11 protein-coding genes and 1 pseudogene are annotated in these 15,922 nt (G+C 73.3%); 4 read left to right on the forward strand and 8 right to left on the reverse strand.

Translation table 11 applies throughout. The features are described from left to right. Window positions 1-300, forward strand: a pseudogene (locus IEZ17_RS43250) (hypothetical protein); the annotation flags it as partial. A gap of 185 nt (window positions 301-485) precedes the next feature. Here the strand turns inward: IEZ17_RS43250 and IEZ17_RS34065 are convergent. Then, window positions 486-1,109, reverse strand: a complete 624-nt coding sequence (locus IEZ17_RS34065; protein WP_229852903.1) for a TIGR03086 family metal-binding protein — start codon at window positions 1,107-1,109, stop codon at window positions 486-488. An 88-nt stretch (window positions 1,110-1,197) separates the two neighbouring features. Here IEZ17_RS34065 and IEZ17_RS34070 point away from each other — a divergent pair, with 88 nt between their 5' ends. Then, complete coding sequence (locus IEZ17_RS34070) at window positions 1,198-1,689, forward strand: MarR family winged helix-turn-helix transcriptional regulator (RefSeq protein ID WP_189307035.1); 492 nt, start codon at window positions 1,198-1,200, stop codon at window positions 1,687-1,689. A gap of 224 nt (window positions 1,690-1,913) precedes the next feature. Here the strand turns inward: IEZ17_RS34070 and IEZ17_RS34075 are convergent, their stop codons facing one another. The 5 genes from IEZ17_RS34075 to IEZ17_RS34095 all read right to left on the reverse strand — a co-directional run bounded on the left by IEZ17_RS34075 (window position 1,914) and on the right by IEZ17_RS34095 (window position 9,383). Further along, entirely contained in the window at window positions 1,914-3,257 is a 1,344-nt protein-coding gene (locus IEZ17_RS34075) for an MFS transporter (protein ID WP_189307037.1), read from the reverse strand. Beyond that, entirely contained in the window at window positions 3,254-4,312 is a 1,059-nt protein-coding gene (gene pdxA, locus IEZ17_RS34080; RefSeq protein WP_189307039.1) for a 4-hydroxythreonine-4-phosphate dehydrogenase PdxA, read from the reverse strand. Before pdxA ends, IEZ17_RS34075 begins: the two co-directional genes overlap by 4 nt. Before the next feature lie 2 nt (window positions 4,313-4,314). Continuing rightward, entirely contained in the window at window positions 4,315-5,604 is a 1,290-nt protein-coding gene (locus IEZ17_RS34085; RefSeq protein ID WP_189307041.1) for a four-carbon acid sugar kinase family protein, read from the reverse strand. A gap of 193 nt (window positions 5,605-5,797) precedes the next feature. Then, the gene (locus tag IEZ17_RS34090) at window positions 5,798-6,577 is read right to left on the reverse strand and encodes a DeoR/GlpR family DNA-binding transcription regulator (RefSeq protein ID WP_189307042.1); all 780 of its coding nucleotides are present in this window, start codon (window positions 6,575-6,577) and stop codon (window positions 5,798-5,800) included. Between the two features lie 91 nt (window positions 6,578-6,668). Next, entirely contained in the window at window positions 6,669-9,383 is a 2,715-nt protein-coding gene (locus IEZ17_RS34095; protein ID WP_189307044.1) for a SpoIIE family protein phosphatase/ATP-binding protein, read from the reverse strand. 406 nt (window positions 9,384-9,789) lie between these two features. Between IEZ17_RS34095 and IEZ17_RS34100 the strand changes: the two genes are divergently transcribed. Next, window positions 9,790-10,128, forward strand: coding sequence for a type III secretion system chaperone family protein (locus tag IEZ17_RS34100; RefSeq protein ID WP_189307046.1), 339 nt, complete (start codon window positions 9,790-9,792; stop codon window positions 10,126-10,128). 11 nt (window positions 10,129-10,139) lie between these two features. Here the strand turns inward: IEZ17_RS34100 and IEZ17_RS34105 are convergent, their stop codons facing one another. Next, window positions 10,140-11,579 carry an APC family permease gene (locus tag IEZ17_RS34105; protein ID WP_373300033.1) on the reverse strand — a complete coding sequence of 480 codons (1,440 nt, stop codon included), beginning with the start codon at window positions 11,577-11,579 and terminating at the stop codon, window positions 10,140-10,142. A gap of 305 nt (window positions 11,580-11,884) precedes the next feature. Further along, window positions 11,885-13,969, reverse strand: coding sequence for a SpoIIE family protein phosphatase (locus IEZ17_RS34110; RefSeq protein WP_189307048.1), 2,085 nt, complete (start codon window positions 13,967-13,969; stop codon window positions 11,885-11,887). Between the two features lie 381 nt (window positions 13,970-14,350). On the opposite strand from IEZ17_RS34110, the gene IEZ17_RS34115 reads away from it, so the two are divergent. After that, window positions 14,351-15,895 carry an AMP-binding protein gene (locus IEZ17_RS34115; protein WP_189307051.1) on the forward strand — a complete coding sequence of 515 codons (1,545 nt, stop codon included), beginning with the start codon at window positions 14,351-14,353 and terminating at the stop codon, window positions 15,893-15,895. Window positions 15,896-15,922 lie beyond the last annotated feature (27 nt).

Here is a 15,922-nt window from a genome sequence, read left to right on the forward strand (position 1 = left end):
TCAAGCACCCGGACGGTGCATGTCGCCTGTCACCAACGTGCCGGGACAACACAACTAGGCCGTCTGCGGCCCGGGGCCTGCGGCGGTCTCGTCGTCCGGGACACCCATGAGGTGTGCCTCGCGGGCGCGTTGAGCGCCCCGGTCGAAGCGTGGCTGCGCCGCGGCCCGTCCCGCGTCTGGACCACGAGCGCCGGAGGCCGGGTCCTCGTCGAGCGCGGCGAGCCCCAACTCCCCGATCCGCACATCGCGTTGCGGGAGCACGCGCGGGTGGCACGGCGCATGCAGCAGCCGGAACGGTAACCGAGCGGCGCGCCCGGGCGGCGTACCCTCCGGTCCCGTCGCCGCCCCTCGCCCCGGCGCCGGCCGTGCGGGAACGCCGGATTCGGACCGAGGGCGCACGCTGCGCGTCGAGGCTCTCCATCCGCCCGGTGGCCGCCCCCGCACCCCACCGGTCCGGCCGGCACGAACCACCGGGCGCCGGGCCCTCAGCGCACCGCTTCCCCCGCCCGCCACTCGGGCGCACGCCCCAGCGCGGTCAGGATCTGCGCCAGCACGCCCGCGCCCTCGGCCCCCGGCAGCCCCGGCTTGAAGGAGCTGCCGGGGGCCAGCCGCGCGTCGCCGTCCGGGACGGCCCGGGCGATCGGGAGGGCCGCCGCGAGCAGTTCGGGGCCGGGGTCGTAGGCGAGATCGAGACTGCGGGCGACATCCCAACCGTGGACGACGTAGTCGATGAGGTGGAAGCCGATGGCCTGGATCGCGGGGAAGGTCCGGTCGGTGGTGAATTCGGGGAGGGCGAACTGCCGGTCGGGCGCGTCCACGGCCGCGAACGCGGCGATGACCGCTTCGGCGGCCGACCGGTGGTCCGCCACCACCTCCGGGATCCGCGCGCCCGGCGGGCGGACCGCCCACGGGGCCAGATCCTGTCCCCGCCCGAGCGCCGCCGCCGCGAACCCCCGGTGCTGGGCCGTCATATGGCCGAGCAGGGCGGCGAGGTCCCACTCCGCGCAGGGCGTCGGCCGGGCCAGGTCGCCGGGGGAGAGTCGGCTCACCAGCTCCGCACTGTCGCGTACCGCGCGGGCGTTGAGCCTCCTGAGGCGGTCGAACGCCACGCGTTCCGCCTCTGTGGAATCAGTATTAATAGGCATGCGCTTACGATCTGCGTAAGCACATGAACTGTCAAGGGGTATTTTCCTGTCCATGGCCGAGAACGCAGCTGACCAGGGCACCTCCTCCGCGGGGCGGCCGACCCGCCCCGATCTGGCCGCGATGCTGGTGCCGTTGGGCCGGGCACTGACCGCCATGGAGCAGCCGGTACTCGACGCGCACGGTCTGGCCATGTGGGCGTATTCGGTACTGCTGCACCTCGACGAGACCCCGATCCGCACCCAGGCCGCACTGGCCGAGACCATCCGTGCGGACAAGACCCGGATCATCCCGGTCCTCGACGATCTGGCGGCCCGCGGACTGATTCGCCGTCAGCCCGACCCCGAGGACCGGCGGGTCCGGCTGCTCTCCCTCACCCCCGAGGGGCGGCGGCTGCGGGACGCCGTCCAGTCGGACATCCAGCGCGGCGAGGAGCGGTTGCTGGCCCGGCTGCCGGCCGCCGACCGGGGCGGTTTCCTCCGCGGCCTCCAGGCGCTGCACGCCCTCCCCGAGTTGTCGCCGCGGAAGGCCGCGGACGGCCGGTGACACACGGAAGGTGCCGGTCGGACCACCCGAGGGCGGCCCGGCGGCACCTTCCGACACCCTGCCCGACGACGCCGAACCGCACTATGGGCCACGTCCGCTACCCCCGGCCGCGCCCCTTGCCGTGCGCCCAGTCGCCACCGCCGCAACCCGCGTCGGAGACCGGGCCGATGCGGCGGCGACGGCCCGGCGGTGTCCGGGCCGCCGAGGCGCCCTCCCGCATACCGTCAACTCGGTGCATTCGGGGGCACGTTGGCCGACGGAGCGGGCCTGCGGCCGGAGGGCTGATCCGGCAGCCCGGAGCCGGGGCGCAACCCGAGCGCCACCAGGACGACGGCCACCGCGAGGAACCCGGCCAGCACCGCGAAGCCGGTCAGGCTCGACCCCGTCGCGTCGGTGAGCCACCCCACCAGATACGGCCCGGCGAACCCGCCGAGATTGCCCAGGGCGTTGATCAGGCCCATCGCGACCGCCACCGCCTCGAACCGCAGCAGTTGGCCCGGGATCGCCCAGAAGGGGCCGTAGGGCGCGTACACCGCGGCGGCCGTGAGGCAGAGCAGCAGCATCCGGGGCAGCGCACCGTGCACGGCCTGCCCCAGGAGCAGGGCGGCGATCCCGACCACCAGGGGAACGGCCACCGCCTGGCGCCGCCGGCCGGTGCGGTCGGACCAGGCGGCGTTGCCGATCATCACGACGAGCGCGACGGTGAACGGGATCGCGGTGAGCAGCCCGACTTCGGTCGGGGAGCCGTTGTGGGTCAGCTCCTTGATGACGGAGGGCAGCCAGAGGCTGAAGCCGTAGAAGCCGGTGATCCAGAAGAAGTAGACACCGATCAGGACCAGGACCGGCCGCTGCCGGACCGCGTCGAGGTACGAGCCGCCGCCCGCCGGGGGCTTGGCGGCCTCGTCGGCGGCGAGCGCCCGCTCCAGGTGGCCGGCCTCGGCGCGGGAGATCCAGCGCGCCTGCGCGGGCCGGTCGGCGACCGTGAACCACCAGACCACCGCCCACAGCAGCGGCGGCAGCCCCTGGAGCACGAGCACCCAGCGCCAGCTCGCGTGGTCCAGCATCCAGCCGGAGAGCGGCGCCATCAGGACGGAGGACAGCGGCAGGCAGGCCATCCAGAGCGCGTTGGCGCGGGCGCGTTCGCGCAGCGGGAACCACGAGGCGAGGAGGATCAGCACCGCCGGCCAGACGCCCCCCTCGAAGAAGCCCAGGACGAACCGCGCGAGGTAGAACTGGCCGCGGGTCCGTACGAGACCGGAGAGCGCCGCGGACAGCCCCCAGGCGACCATGAGGATCAGCACGGTCTTGCGGGCGCTCCAGCGCTGGGCGAGGACCGCGGCCGGGATCTGGAGGAAGACATAGCCGACGAAGAAGATGCCGCCGGCGAGCCCCTTGTCGGCGTTGGAGAGGTCCAGGTCGCCGTGCATGTAGGGGAGGATGACGGAGATGTTGTTCCGGTCGAGGTAGGCCAGCATGTACATGATCGCGGCGACCGGGATGACACAGGCCCAGCGCCTGGCCGGAATCGGGTGGGACGCAGCGCCGTCCGCACGAGGTGCGTCGGTCATCGGCCGGCTGCCGTCCCGTAGGCGGCCCGGATCCGGTCCGCGCAGCGGCTGAATCCGGCGGCGGCGCGGAAGGCCGCGGACATGGTGCCGTGCGAGGCGCGCCCGCTGCCGGCGATGTCGAAGGCGGTGCCGTGGTCCACGGACGTACGGAGGATCGGCAGCCCGACGGTGACCGAGACGGTGCCGTCGAAGTCGACGGTCTTGGCGGGGATGTGGCCCTGGTCGTGGAAGTGCGACAGCACCCCGTCGAAGCGACCTTCGAGTCCCTGGTGGAAAACCGAGTCGGCGGGGACCGGCCCGACGACGCCGAGCCCCTCGGCCGCCGCCTTCGCCACCGCCGGGCGCAGCACGGCGATCTCCTCGTCGCCGAAGTGCCCGCCCTCGCCGCCGTGCGGGTTGATCGCGGCGACCGCGAGCCGGGGCTCGTCATGGCCGAAGACGCGCAGTGCGGTGACCGCGTGGCGGATGCTGCCGGCGACCCGCTCCTCGGTGATGTGGTCGAGGGCCTTGCGGAGCGCCAGGTGGCGGGTGGTGAAGAAGATCTTGAGACCGCGGACCACGAACATGGTGTCGACGTGCGCGGCGCCGGTCAGCTCGCCGAGCATCTCGGTGTGCCCGAGGTGCTGCGAACCGGCCGCCCAGATGGCCTCCTTGTTGATCGGCGAGGTGACGATGCCGTCGACCTCGCCGGCCAGCGCGGCACGGGTGGCGGCCTCGATCGCGGCCACCGCGGACCGGCCGGCGACCGCGTCGACCCGGCCCCAGGGCAGGTCGGCGGGGGCGATGCCGAGGTCGAGGACGTCGATGGTGCCGGGCTCCCACCGCGCCTCCCCCGGCGCGCCGACCGCGCGCACCCGGACGTCGAGCCCGCAGACCTCGACGGCCCGGCGCAGCACCGCGGCATCGCCGACCGCCAGCCCCCGGCCGAACGCGGCGTTCGCCGGGTCGGCGAGGGTACGGGCGGTGATCTCCGGCCCGATGCCCACCGGGTCGCCCAACGTCACGGCCAGGAGCGGGAGTTGCGTACGACCGGCGGTCTTCCGATGGTCCGTCATGGTCACCTTTCCGGGGTGCGGGAGCGGCGCGTGCAGGCCGCGCGGAGGTGTTCCAGGCAGTCGCGGGCCGCGTCCGGCCCGCCGATCAGCCCGCCCTTCGTGGCGAAGAGCAGTCCGTCGTGGGGGCCGCCGACCAGATGTCCGGCGACGGCGAGCGGCAGTACCTCGCTCTCTATGGCGAAGCCGTCCGCGCCCAGCGCGGCGGTCACCGCGGCGGCGGCATCGCCGCCCGACGCGTACAGCCCGCCGGGGGCCAGCTCGGCCACCGCGCGGCGGGCTACCTCGGCCAGGCAGCGCAGAATGCGCGCGGCGGTGTCGGCCGCGGGCTCCGGCACGTCCGCCGCCCCCGGCTGCCGCTCGGGAGCCGCCACCCGGACGCCGAGGACGGTGGCGCCCTCCCCGGCCGCCGTACGCAGCGCGGCCAACGCCCGGTCGGCGTCCGGGCGGTCCGGATCGAGATCGGCCCAGCGGGCACCGAACGCCGCCTCCGTACGGGCGAGTTGGCCGCGGGTGCGGTCGGTCACGCTGCCGACGACCGCCAGGATGCGGGCCGGCGGGCCGCCCTGCGGGCGCAGCCCCAGCTCGGCGGCGAGGGCCGCGCCGAACGGTCCGGAGTCCAGCGCGAGCCAGCGGATCCGGTCCTCGGCGGCGAGCTGCGCGGCGGCCCGCGCGACGGTCCGCAGATGCCCGTTCTCGGTCGCGTCGCAGACCATGACCTCGGCCGGGCGCTCCCGGAGCGCCGCGGCCACCGCGTCCGGGCCCCGCTCGACCACGTCCAGTGCCAGTTCGCCCATGGTGCGCCGGCTCTGCGCGCCCAGGACGGCCGTGACCCGGGAGTGCCGTACGGGGTCGAAGGGGTCGCGGGCCACCGCCGTACGGGTCAGCGGCACCCCGTCGACGAGGTGCAGGCCGCCGACCGTGGTGCGGCCCGCGTCGGGGAAGGCGGGCACGGCCAGCGTACGGATCCGGGCCGCGGGCGCGCGGGCCGCCAACGCATCGGCCACCGCGTCGAGTTCGCCGCCGGGGTTGCCGCGCAGGGTGGTGTCGACCCGTTTCACCACCAGGGGCGCGTCGCCCGCCGCTTCGGCGGCGGCCCGGACTGCGGCGTAGGCGCGGGCGGGGGTGCGGTGCCGCGAGGCGGTGTTGACGACGAGGACGTCCACCCGGTCCGCGTAGCGCGGTACGTGGGCAGGTTCGCTGACGGTGACGGCCCGCAGGCCCTGGCGCGCGTAGAGAGCACCGGTCGCGTTGCTTCCGGTGAGGTCATCGCCGATGACGAGCACCTGGGCCACGAGGCTCCCCTCCCGCCGGCAACGCACTGACCGAACCACGCATCTTCATTGCGTGATTCACGCATTGCAGAGTGGCGACCGGCCGGACGGCCTGTCAAGAGCCGTGTGCCCAACGGGAACTGCGCACCGGTCCGTCGGGCAGGCGGGTGCGGCGCCGACGGTGCCGGTCCGGCCCCGCCCCACCGGACCGGCCCTACTCCTCCGGCCGCGGCGGCATCGCCCAGCCCGCCGCCGCGAACGCCGCCAGCCGCCGCGCATCGGCCTCGGGGCCGGTGATCAGCCCCGTACCGGCCGGCACCGCCGCCCAGTAGGGGAAGCCGCCGCCCCCGGCGAGCTTGGAGTGGTCTGCGAGCACCCAGGCGGCGCGGGCGCACCCGGCCATGGTCTCCTTCAGCGCGGCCTGTTCGTGGTCCGGGCAGTTGACACCGCGGCGCGGGTCCAGCCCGTCGGCGCCGAGGAAGGCGAGGTCGGGGGTGAGGCGGCGCAGCGCCTGCTCCGTACGGGTGCCGAGCAGCGACTCGTTGGGGCGCCGCAGCCGGCCGCCCAGGACGATGACCTCCACCTCGGCGTCCGCCAACTCCACCAGTGCGGACAGCCCGTTGGTGACGACGGTGACGTCCGTACGGTCCCGCAGCGCGTGCGCGAGCCGGGCGACGGTGGTGCCCGCGTCCAGCAGGACGACGTCGCCGCCGCGGACCAGGCCCGCGGCGGACCGGGCGATCGCGTCCTTCTCGGTGCGCCGCTCGCGGGCCTTGTCGTGCCAGGACCGCTCGGCGGCGCGATGGTCGACCGCGCCGCCGTAGGTGCGGGTGATCCGGCCGCCTTCGGCGAGCGTCGCCAGGTCGCGGCGGACGGTGGACAGCGAGACGGCGAACTCGGCGGCGAGGTCGTGCACGCTGATGTCGCCGCTGCCGAGGAGTTCCACCATGCGCTCGCGCCGGCGCCGGGTGGCCGACCGCTCACCACTGGTCACCTGACCGCCCCCTCTGCCCGAACCTGCCCACCCGAACCCGGAGTTGCGCGCTTCGCGCAACGGGAGGTTAGCAGCCGGCCCGCACCGCGGATCAGGGGCTGTCGGCGGCGGGCTCCGCCCCGTCGGGCAGGGCCTGCTCGGTCCAGATGACCTTGCCGTCGCTGGTGTACCGGGTCCCCCACCGCTCGGCCAGCTGCGCGATCAGGAAGAGGCCGCGCCCGCCCTCGTCGGTGGTGGCCGCCTGCCGCAGATGCGGGGAGGTGCTGCTGCGGTCGGCGACCTCGCATATCAGCGAGCGGTCGCGGATCAGCCGGACGCGGATGGGGCCGGCGGCGTAGCGGATGGAGTTGGTGACCAGCTCGCTGAGGATCAGCTCGGTGGTGAACGCCTCGTCGGCCAGCCCCCATTCGATCAGTTTGCGGACGGCGACGGCGCGTACCTGCGCGACCGCGGCGGGGTCGGCGGGGACCTCCCAGTCGGCGATGTGCGCGGCGTCCAGCACCCGGGTGCGGGCGATGAGCAGGGCGATGTCATCGGCCGGGCGGTCCGGGAGCAGTGCGCCGAGGGCCGCCTCGCAGGTCTCTTCGGGCGTGCGGTCCGGGTGGCCGGCGAGCGTACGGCGCAGCAGCGCCATGCCCTCGTCGATGTCCCGGTCGCGGTCCTCGACCAGCCCGTCGGTGTAGAGCACCAGGCTGCTGCCTTCGGGGAGTTCCAGCCGGCAGGTGTCGAAGGGCAGTCCGCCCAGCCCCAGGGGCGGGCCGCCGGGCACGTCGACGTATTCGGCGCTGCCGTCCGGCCGCAGCAGCAGCGGCTGGACATGGCCGGCGCGGGCCATGGTGCAGGCCCCGGAGGCCGGGTCGTAGATGGCGTAGAGGCAGGTGGCGCCGGTGACGGATGCCTTGGGGCCGTCGCCGGTGCTCTCGGTGCCCTCGTCCTGGTCGATGCGGGTGACGAGTTCGTCGAGGTGCCACAGGAGTTCGTCGGGCGGTACGTCCAGGTTCGCGAAGTTGTGGACGGCGGTCCGCAGCCGGCCCATGGTGGCCGCGGCGTGCAGCCCGTGTCCGACGACATCGCCGACCACGAGCGCCACCCGGGCCCCGGGCAGCGGGATGATGTCGAACCAGTCGCCGCCGACGCCGCCCAGCCCGCCGAACCCGGCCTGGGCGGGCCGGTAGCGGAAGGCCGCCGCGACGGCGTTCTGGTCCGGCAGGGTGCGCGGCAGCAGGCTGCGTTGCAGGGCCACCGCCATGGTGTGCTCGCGGGTGTAGCGGCGGGCGTTGTCGATGCTCACCGCGGCGCGGGCGACCAACTCCTCGGCGAGCGAGAGGTCTTCCTCGTCGAACGCCTCGGGGCTGCGCGAGCGCCAGAAGAGGACGACGCCAAGGATCACGCCGCGGGCGCGCAGCGGGACGGCGAGCAGCGAGTGGATGCCGTGGGCGACGATCTGCCGGGCCCGTTCGGGGTCGTGGTGCTGCCAGCCGGCGAAGGCCGCCAGATCGCGCTCCAGGAAGGACTCGCCGGCGGGAAGCCGGGCGCCGAGCGCGGTATGGGGCGCGAAGCGAATCGGTTCGCCGACCGGGTAGAGCGAGCCGTCGGGCGGTTCGCCGCCGACGGCCGTACGGCGCATCTCGATGCCGGCGCCGGTGGCCGTCGGCTCCTCGCCGCCGAGGACGGACACGGCCAGGTCGACGGTCGCCAGATCGCTGAAGCGCGCGGCCCCGAACGCGGCGAGTTCCTCGCAGGTGCGCACCACGTCGAGGGTGGTGCCGATCTCGGCGCCCGCGTCGTAGAGCAGCTTCAGCCGTCCGCGGGCCACGTCGGCGCGGCCGGTGACGGCCTGGAGCTCGGTGGTGTCGCGCAGCGTGGTGACGCTGCCGGGCGGGCCGCCGTCCTGGTCGGTCGACCGCTGGTTGACGGCGAGCAGGCGCTCCCCGACGGGGTGGACCTCGTCGGTGGCGATCCGGCCGGACTCCAGCAGGGTGGCGGTGGCCGGGTCCAGTCCCAGGTCGGCGACCCGGCGCCCTTCGACGTCCGGCGGGAGGTCGAGCAGCCGGCGCGCCTCGTCGTTGGCGAGGATCAGCCGCCCGTCGCCGCGGACGATGATGACCCCTTCACGGACTGCGTGCAGCACCGCGTCGTGGTGCTCGTACATCCGGGTCATCTCGGCGGGGCCCAGGCCGTGGGTCTGGCGGCGCAGCCTACGGGTGACCAGGGCCGTGCCGCCGGTGGTCAGCAGCAGGACGCCGGCCGCGGAGCCGAAGAGCAGCGGGAACTGTTCGTCGACGACCCCGCTCACCTTGCTGATGGTGATGCCGGCGGAGACCAGTCCGACGACGTTGCCGCGTTGGCCGAAGACCGGCACCACGGCCTGCACGAGCGGGCCGATGGTGCCGGTGATCTTCTCGGTGACGACGCCGCCGTCCAGTGCGGGCGCGATGGTGCCGACGAACTTCTTGCCGATGCGGTTGGGGATCGGATGCGTGTAGCGGATGCCGCCGGTATTCATGACGACGACGAAGTCGACCCCGGAGCCGCGGCGGGCGGCTTCCGCCCGGGGCTGGAGGACCGCGGTCGGGTCGGGGCTCTTGAGGGCGGCTTCGAGGCCGGGGGAACTGGCGAAGGTCTGGGCGACGGCGAGCGATCTGTTCCGGGCCTCGCGCTCCGCGTCGGTCCCCGATTGCAGCACGAGGGCCGCAATGGCGGCGGCGACGAGCAGGACCACGATCGCCACCTGGAGGAGAAAGACCTGACCTGCGACAGTTCGCATCCGCAGAACCGAACGCGGGCGGCCGTAGCGTCCGGCCATGTCCTCTTTCTACACCTCCCGCATACGGTGGGCGAGCTGCACATTGCGCAGCGCAGCGGCCATGGGCCGCGTCGCGACGGACGGCTGTACGGGCATCGGATGACGATGATCCCGTGGCCGCGGCCCGAACACCAGGGGGCCAGTAAACCAGTGGGTATGTTTCACGGCTACGGGTCTGCGGTAGACGTCCGGGCCGCGCATGCGAGGCCAGAGCCCCTTCCGTGTAACTCTTCCCACAGGCCCGACCGGTTGCGGCGGCCCACCGGATCTGCCGTGCGATCACGGCGCCGCGCCCAACACGCCTGGTCAGAGGCGCTTACTCGGGAGTCGGGTACGGCGCGGGGCGGCGGGACGCGGCCGGGGGCCGGCCTCCGGGCCGGCGGGCGCGTATGAGACGTTCGTGGGCATGCGTATTGCAGAGGACATCCGTTCCGAGGCGGCCGAGCTCATCGACCACCGCGTGCGCGGACTGTGGAAGCCCAACGACGCCGACCGGCAGACCGCCGTCGCGTTGTACCGCTTCCTGGAGACGGGGCTGCCGCTGAGCGGCGAGCAGATCCGCTCCGCCCTCGCGCACCCGCAGCCGGCGGCGCCGGCCAGCGCGGGACTGGTGGGACTGCTGCGCGCGACCGCCGGCCTCCTCGACGACGCGCACGCGGCCGACGGCCCCGCCGGGCGGGATGCCGTCGACCACGTGTGCCTGCTGCTGGACTCGCTCGCCCTCTCCCGGCCCGGCGGCCGGTAGGAGGGGACCGCTCAGACCTGCGGCGCCTCGGCGGCCAGTTCGTCCTCCGGGACGGAGATCACCCAGTGGCTGTCCTGCCGCGGGCGGAGGTAGACCGCCCAGTACACCGCCGCCGCGGCGACCACGCCGCCGGTGATCAGCAGGCTGACGGCGCTCTGCTGGCACAGCACCCAGGCCAGTACGACGACCAGCAGTGCCGGGATGACCGGCCACAGCGGCATCCGCCAGGCGAGGCGGTTCTTGTGCTCCCCGCGGCGGGAGACCAGGGCGCCCAGCGCGACGAAGACGTACATGCCGGCGACGGCCACGCCGGTGACCTCGTTCAGCATGTCGAGCTTGGCGAAACAGAGCGCGGCACCAGGGACACCGACCGCGAGGGTGGCCGCCCAGGGGGAGCCGAAGCGCTTGCCGACGTGCGAGAAGATCCGGTTGACCGGGGTCGGCCAGGCCGCGTCGCGCGCCGAGGAGAAGACCACCCGCGAGTTCTGGATCACCATCACGATCGCCGCGTTGATGATCGCCAGGGCGATGCAGAGACTGACGAAGGTGCCGACGGCGGAGTTGCTCCAGGTCTGCACCATGCCGGCGATGTCGCCGGCGCCGAGGGTCTTGAGGTCGGGGGCGCCGAGCGTGATGGCGACGACCGGGATCAGGACGACGGCGGCACCGATGGCGAGGGTCCACAGCACGGTGCGGGAGACGTTGCGCCGCGGGTTCTCCATCTCCTCGGCGAGGTACACGGCGGTGGAGAAGCCCTGGAGGATGAAGAGCGCGGTGGCCAGTCCGGTCACGATCAGTCCGCCGGTGACCGCCGTACTGGTGCCGTGCCCGGCGTCCATGACGGGGTGGACGAGGGTGGCCGCGGAGCGGTGGGTGTGGGTGAAGCCGAGGAACGCGACGAGCGCGCTGGCCACCACCTCAAGGACGAGGAAGATGCCGGTGATCCACGCGTTGGCGCGCAGGTCGAGCAGGCCCATGGCGGTGGCCAGCAGCATCACGCCGGCGGCGGTGAACTGCGGATCGAGGTGCACGATCGGCGCCAGGTAGTCGGCGGTGCCCAGCGCGATGATGGGCGGCACGATCATGACGACGATCAGCGAGAGCACGAAGACCAGCCAGCCGGCGAGCCGGCCCATCAAGGTGCCGACCATCGCGTACTCGCCGCCGGAGCTCGGGACGAGGGTGCCCAACTCGGAGTAGGTGAAGGCCACTCCGACGCAGAGCAGGCCCGCGATGGCGATGGTCAGGGCCGTGCCGGTACCGAGGGTGGCGAACGAGCCCGGCACGATCACGAACAGCGAGGACGCCGGGGTGAGGCAGGACAGGGTGAGCAGGGTGCCGCCGACCACACCGATCGACCGGGTGAGTTTGGGGGTGTCCGCCGCGGTCGCACCACGGGTGTCCGGCTCTGAAGCTGCGGTGACAACAGGCGTGTAGGGCATATCGGTCATCCGTGTCCCATCGGTGCTGGAGGCAGGAAGGGGTGGCACATACAAGGCGGGGTGCCGTAAAGCGGTCGAACCGGATGAATCACCGGGTCCGCTTCGGTGACCGGAATACAACCGCCGTCGTCGACTCCCGTCAAGGTCTTGTTAAGGCGCCGAGACAACGAAATCCGAAGCATTCACCCGAACCGAAGACCTCGATCCACGCGAAAGAAGCACTGTCGCCGCGAATTCCGCGGTCTCCGACGAGCTGCGGATTCCCCGGTGGGGCGCAGGCGCCGGGCGATGTTTTTGCGGGCGCGTTGCGGGCGTCAGTCGCCGCGGGCCCCGATTCGGGCCACGAGCAGCGCGACATCGTCGTGATCGTTGCCGTGCCGCAGCTCGCTCAGGAGGCGGTCGCACAGCTCCTCCAGCGGCTGTTCGGGCTCGGCGAGCAGCGTGAGGAGGGTGTCCAGGCGGACGTCGATGGGCTGGTCGCGGGTCTCGATCAGCCCGTCCGTGTAGAGCACCACCTGGTCGCCCTTGCGCAGCGGCACGGTGGTCTGCTCGAACGGCACTCCGCCGACGCCGAGCGGGGCACCGGTGGGCAGGTCGAGCAGCTCGGGCGGCCGGCCGGGGCGCACCACGACCGGCGGGAGGTGCCCCGCGACGGCGATCCGGCACTCCTCGCGGTGCGGGTCGTGGACGGCGTACAGGCAGGTCGCGAAGGCCGGATCGAGGCCGCCGGCGATGTGGTCGAGATGGCGCAGCACCTCGTCGGGCTCCAGATCGAGATCGGCCAGCGCGCGGATGGTGGTGCGCAACTGCCCCATGGTGGCGGCGGCGTTGATACCGCTGCCCATCACGTCGCCGACGACCAGCGCGGTCTTGTCGCCGGCCACCGGGATGACGTCGAACCAGTCGCCGCCGACCTCGCTGGCCGCCTGGGCGGGCTGGTAGCGGAAGCCGATCTCCATGTCGGTGGGCTGCGGGGGCCGGTGGTTCATCAGATGCCGCTGGAGGGTGAGCGCGGTGCGCCGTTCGCTCTGGTACGAGCGGGCGTTGTCGATGCACACCGCCGCGCGGGCGGCCAGCTCGACGGCGAGCACCGCATCGTCGTCGTCGAACGGCAGCTCGTTGCCGATGCGGTACAGCGACAACGTGCCGAGCACCTCGCCGCGGGCGATCAGCGGCACCGCCAGATAGGAGTGCAGCCCCGCCGACCGCAGCAGCTCGGCGCCCTCCGGGTCGACGGCGATCCGCGGCAGGTCCTGCTCGCCCACCCGGGAGACGAGCACCGGGCAGGCCTCGGTGACGGCGCGGGTGATCAGCCGGTCGGCGCCGTACGAGGCGAGCTCCCCGGTGGGGTCGGCGGCGCGCACCGCGGGGGTCTCACCGGCCGCGGAGACCGCCAGCGCCCGGAAGCGGGCGGCGCCGTCGCGGCCGACCGCGGCGGGCCGGCGGCCGTCCAGGACGGTGTCGAGGACGTCGACGGCGGCCAGGTCGGCGAGCTCCGGCACGATGACTTCGGCGAGTTCCCGGGCGGTCTGGTGGACGTCGAGGGTGGTGCCGACGGTCGCCGAGGCGTCCGCGATGACCGCCAGCCGGCGCCGGGCGCGGGCGGCCTCGGTCGCGGCCCGGTGCTGCTCGGTGACGTCCACGACCGAGGTGGCCAGTCCCAGCACCCGGCCGTTGGGGTCCTCCAGCCGGTAGTACGACACCGTCCACGCCTGGTCGGTGTCGGGATGGCCGGCGGTGCGGCCGAGGGTGAACTGGTCGATGAGCGGCCGGCCGGTGGCCAGCACCTCGCCCATCCGCTCCACGATGACGTCGGTGTCCAGGAAGGACAGCGCCTCCCGGACGTGGCGGCCGACGTGCTGCTCCGCGGGCAGGTCGTTGAGCCGCTCCAGCGCCGGGTTGACCATCACGAACCGCAGATCGGTGTCGAGCACCGCGAGTCCGATCGGCGACTGGGCGACGAGGCGGACGGAGAGCGCCAGGTCCCGCTCCACCCGCCGGAGCACGGCCTGGTCGGTGGCGATCCCCAGGGCGTAGGACTCGCCGCGCTCGTCCAGCAGCCGCATGTTGCGGAATTCGACCAGCCGGACGCTGCCGTCCTTGTGCTGGACGGGGAAGACACCGGCCCAGCTCCCGCTGCCGGACATGACCTCGGAGAACAGCCGCAGGACGAGATCGACGTGCTCGGCGGGGACCAGCAGCGGGGCCGCGTACCGGCCCAGCGCCTCCTCGGCGGTCCAGCCGAAGAGCTCCTCGGCCTGGGGGCTCCACAGCGTGATCCGGCCCTTCGCGTCCAGCATCACGGCAGCCACGCCCAGGACGTCCAGCAGCCCGCCGGGCTGCGACGGTCCGGCTCCGACCGGGGCAGCGCTCTCGGGGAACGCGTCGGTCGCACCCATCCAGGCACTCCTTCCGCCGGTCTCCGGGGACCGACAGCCGTGGCGCTCCGTGCACCGGCCGACTCTCGCCGTGCTGCCGCTGCCCTCCATCATCCCTCCACACGGGACGGCCGCGCCCCCACACATATGGCGAGCGAGATCCATAAGGGGTGGGCCCGTACCGGATGGAGCATTATGCGTCGCCTTCCGCCAGGTCGGCGACCGTGTTGGCGATATTGGTCCGGCCTTCCGCGACGGCGCAACGCCCGCGCGCTGCCTCCCGACTTGGAGATGTGGATCTCTTGGGACTACTCTGGCATTAGTTGCTGGAGGCAACCAATAATTGTTGTTCGCACCACCGGCGTACCCCCATACGCCGCCGGGGTCAGGAGGAAGCCCTCGATGCCCATATCCGACCAGCAGTTCCGCACGTACGTGGAGGAGAATCTCGATGCACTTAGCCTCGACCCGGGGCGTGAAGCCCTGGTCCACCAAGGCCGCCGGGTCACCGCCGGCGAGTTCCGCACCCTGGTCCTGCGGATGGCCCGCGCCCTGCGCACCCAGGGGATCGGGCCCGGGGCAACCATCACCCTGCTGAGCGGCAACCTGCCGGAGACCATCGCCGCCCGCTACGCCGCCAACCTCATCGGCGCCCGGGTCAATCACCTCTACAACAAGCTCTCCGCCGACTCCCAGGCCGCGATCGTCCGCGACGTCGAGACCCGCGCCCTGATCGTCGACCCGCGGCTGGCCGAACGAGCCGCGGAACTCGTCGAGTTGGCGCCCGTACCGGACGTCCTCGTGCTCGGTCCGGCCAAGGTGGGCACCGACCTGCTGGAGCTTGCCGCCGCCGAGAGCGACGAGCCGTTCGCCGCGCTCGCCCGGCCCGAGGACATCTGCACCATCCGCCACACCGGCGGCACCACCGGCCATCCCAAGGGCATCTGCACCACCTTCGAGCAGGTGCGGTGGTTCACCGGGGCGCTGCCGGAGTTCGAGGGCGTGCAGCACCGGCAGCTGGTCTGCACCACCCTTGCCCACGCGGCCGGTTACATGGCCGACACCATCCTCCACTCCGGCGGCACCGTCGTCCTCCACGACGACTTCGACGCCAAGGAGGCGCTCGCCGCCATCGAGCGCGAGCGGATCACCGCCCTGTTCCTGCTGCCGCCGCTGCTGTACCAGCTGATGGACCACCCCGACCGCCCGCACACCGACACCTCCAGCCTCCGCATGGTCACCTACGGCGGCTGCCAGGCGTCCCCGGCCCGACTGGCCGACGCGGTACGGGCGTTCGGGCAGGTGCTGGTGCAGGGCTACGGCCAGAACGAGGCCGGCGGCATCAGCGTGCTGCTGCCCGAGGACCACGACCCGGACCGCCCCGACCGGCTGCGTTCGGCCGGCAAGGTGCTGCCCGACGTCGAGGTGGCGATCCGCGACGAGTCCGGGCGCGACCTGCCGGCCGGCGAGCACGGCGAGGTCTGCGTCCGCTCCGCCATGATCATGCAGAGCTACTGGAAGCAGCCCGAGCTGACCGCCGAGGTGCTGCGGGACGGCTGGCTGCACACCGGTGACGTCGGATTCCTGGACGACGAGGGCTACTTGACCATCGTCGACCGGCTCAAGGACATGATCGTCGTGGTCGGCGGCCATGTGTACACCACCGAGCTGGAGGACCTGCTGAACTCGCACCCGCAGGTACTCCAGAGCGCCGTCTACGGCGTCCGCGACGCGGACCGGATGGAGCGGGTGCACGCGACGGTGCTGCGCACGCCGGGCGGCGACGTCGACGCGGAGCAGCTGCGCGCGATGGTGCGCGAGGTCCGCGGCGCGATGTACGAGCCGGCGGAGATCACCTTCGCGGACGCACTGCCGCTGACCGACGCCGGCAAGCCGGACAAGAAGGAACTCCGGCGCCGCGCCGAGGAGTCGGGCACCACGGTCTGATCCCGGCCCGCCGGTCCCGGGGCACCG

This window comes from Streptomyces albospinus (assembly GCF_014648695.1).
In the GTDB taxonomy this organism is placed as follows: Bacteria; Actinomycetota; Actinomycetes; order Streptomycetales; family Streptomycetaceae; genus Streptomyces; species Streptomyces albospinus.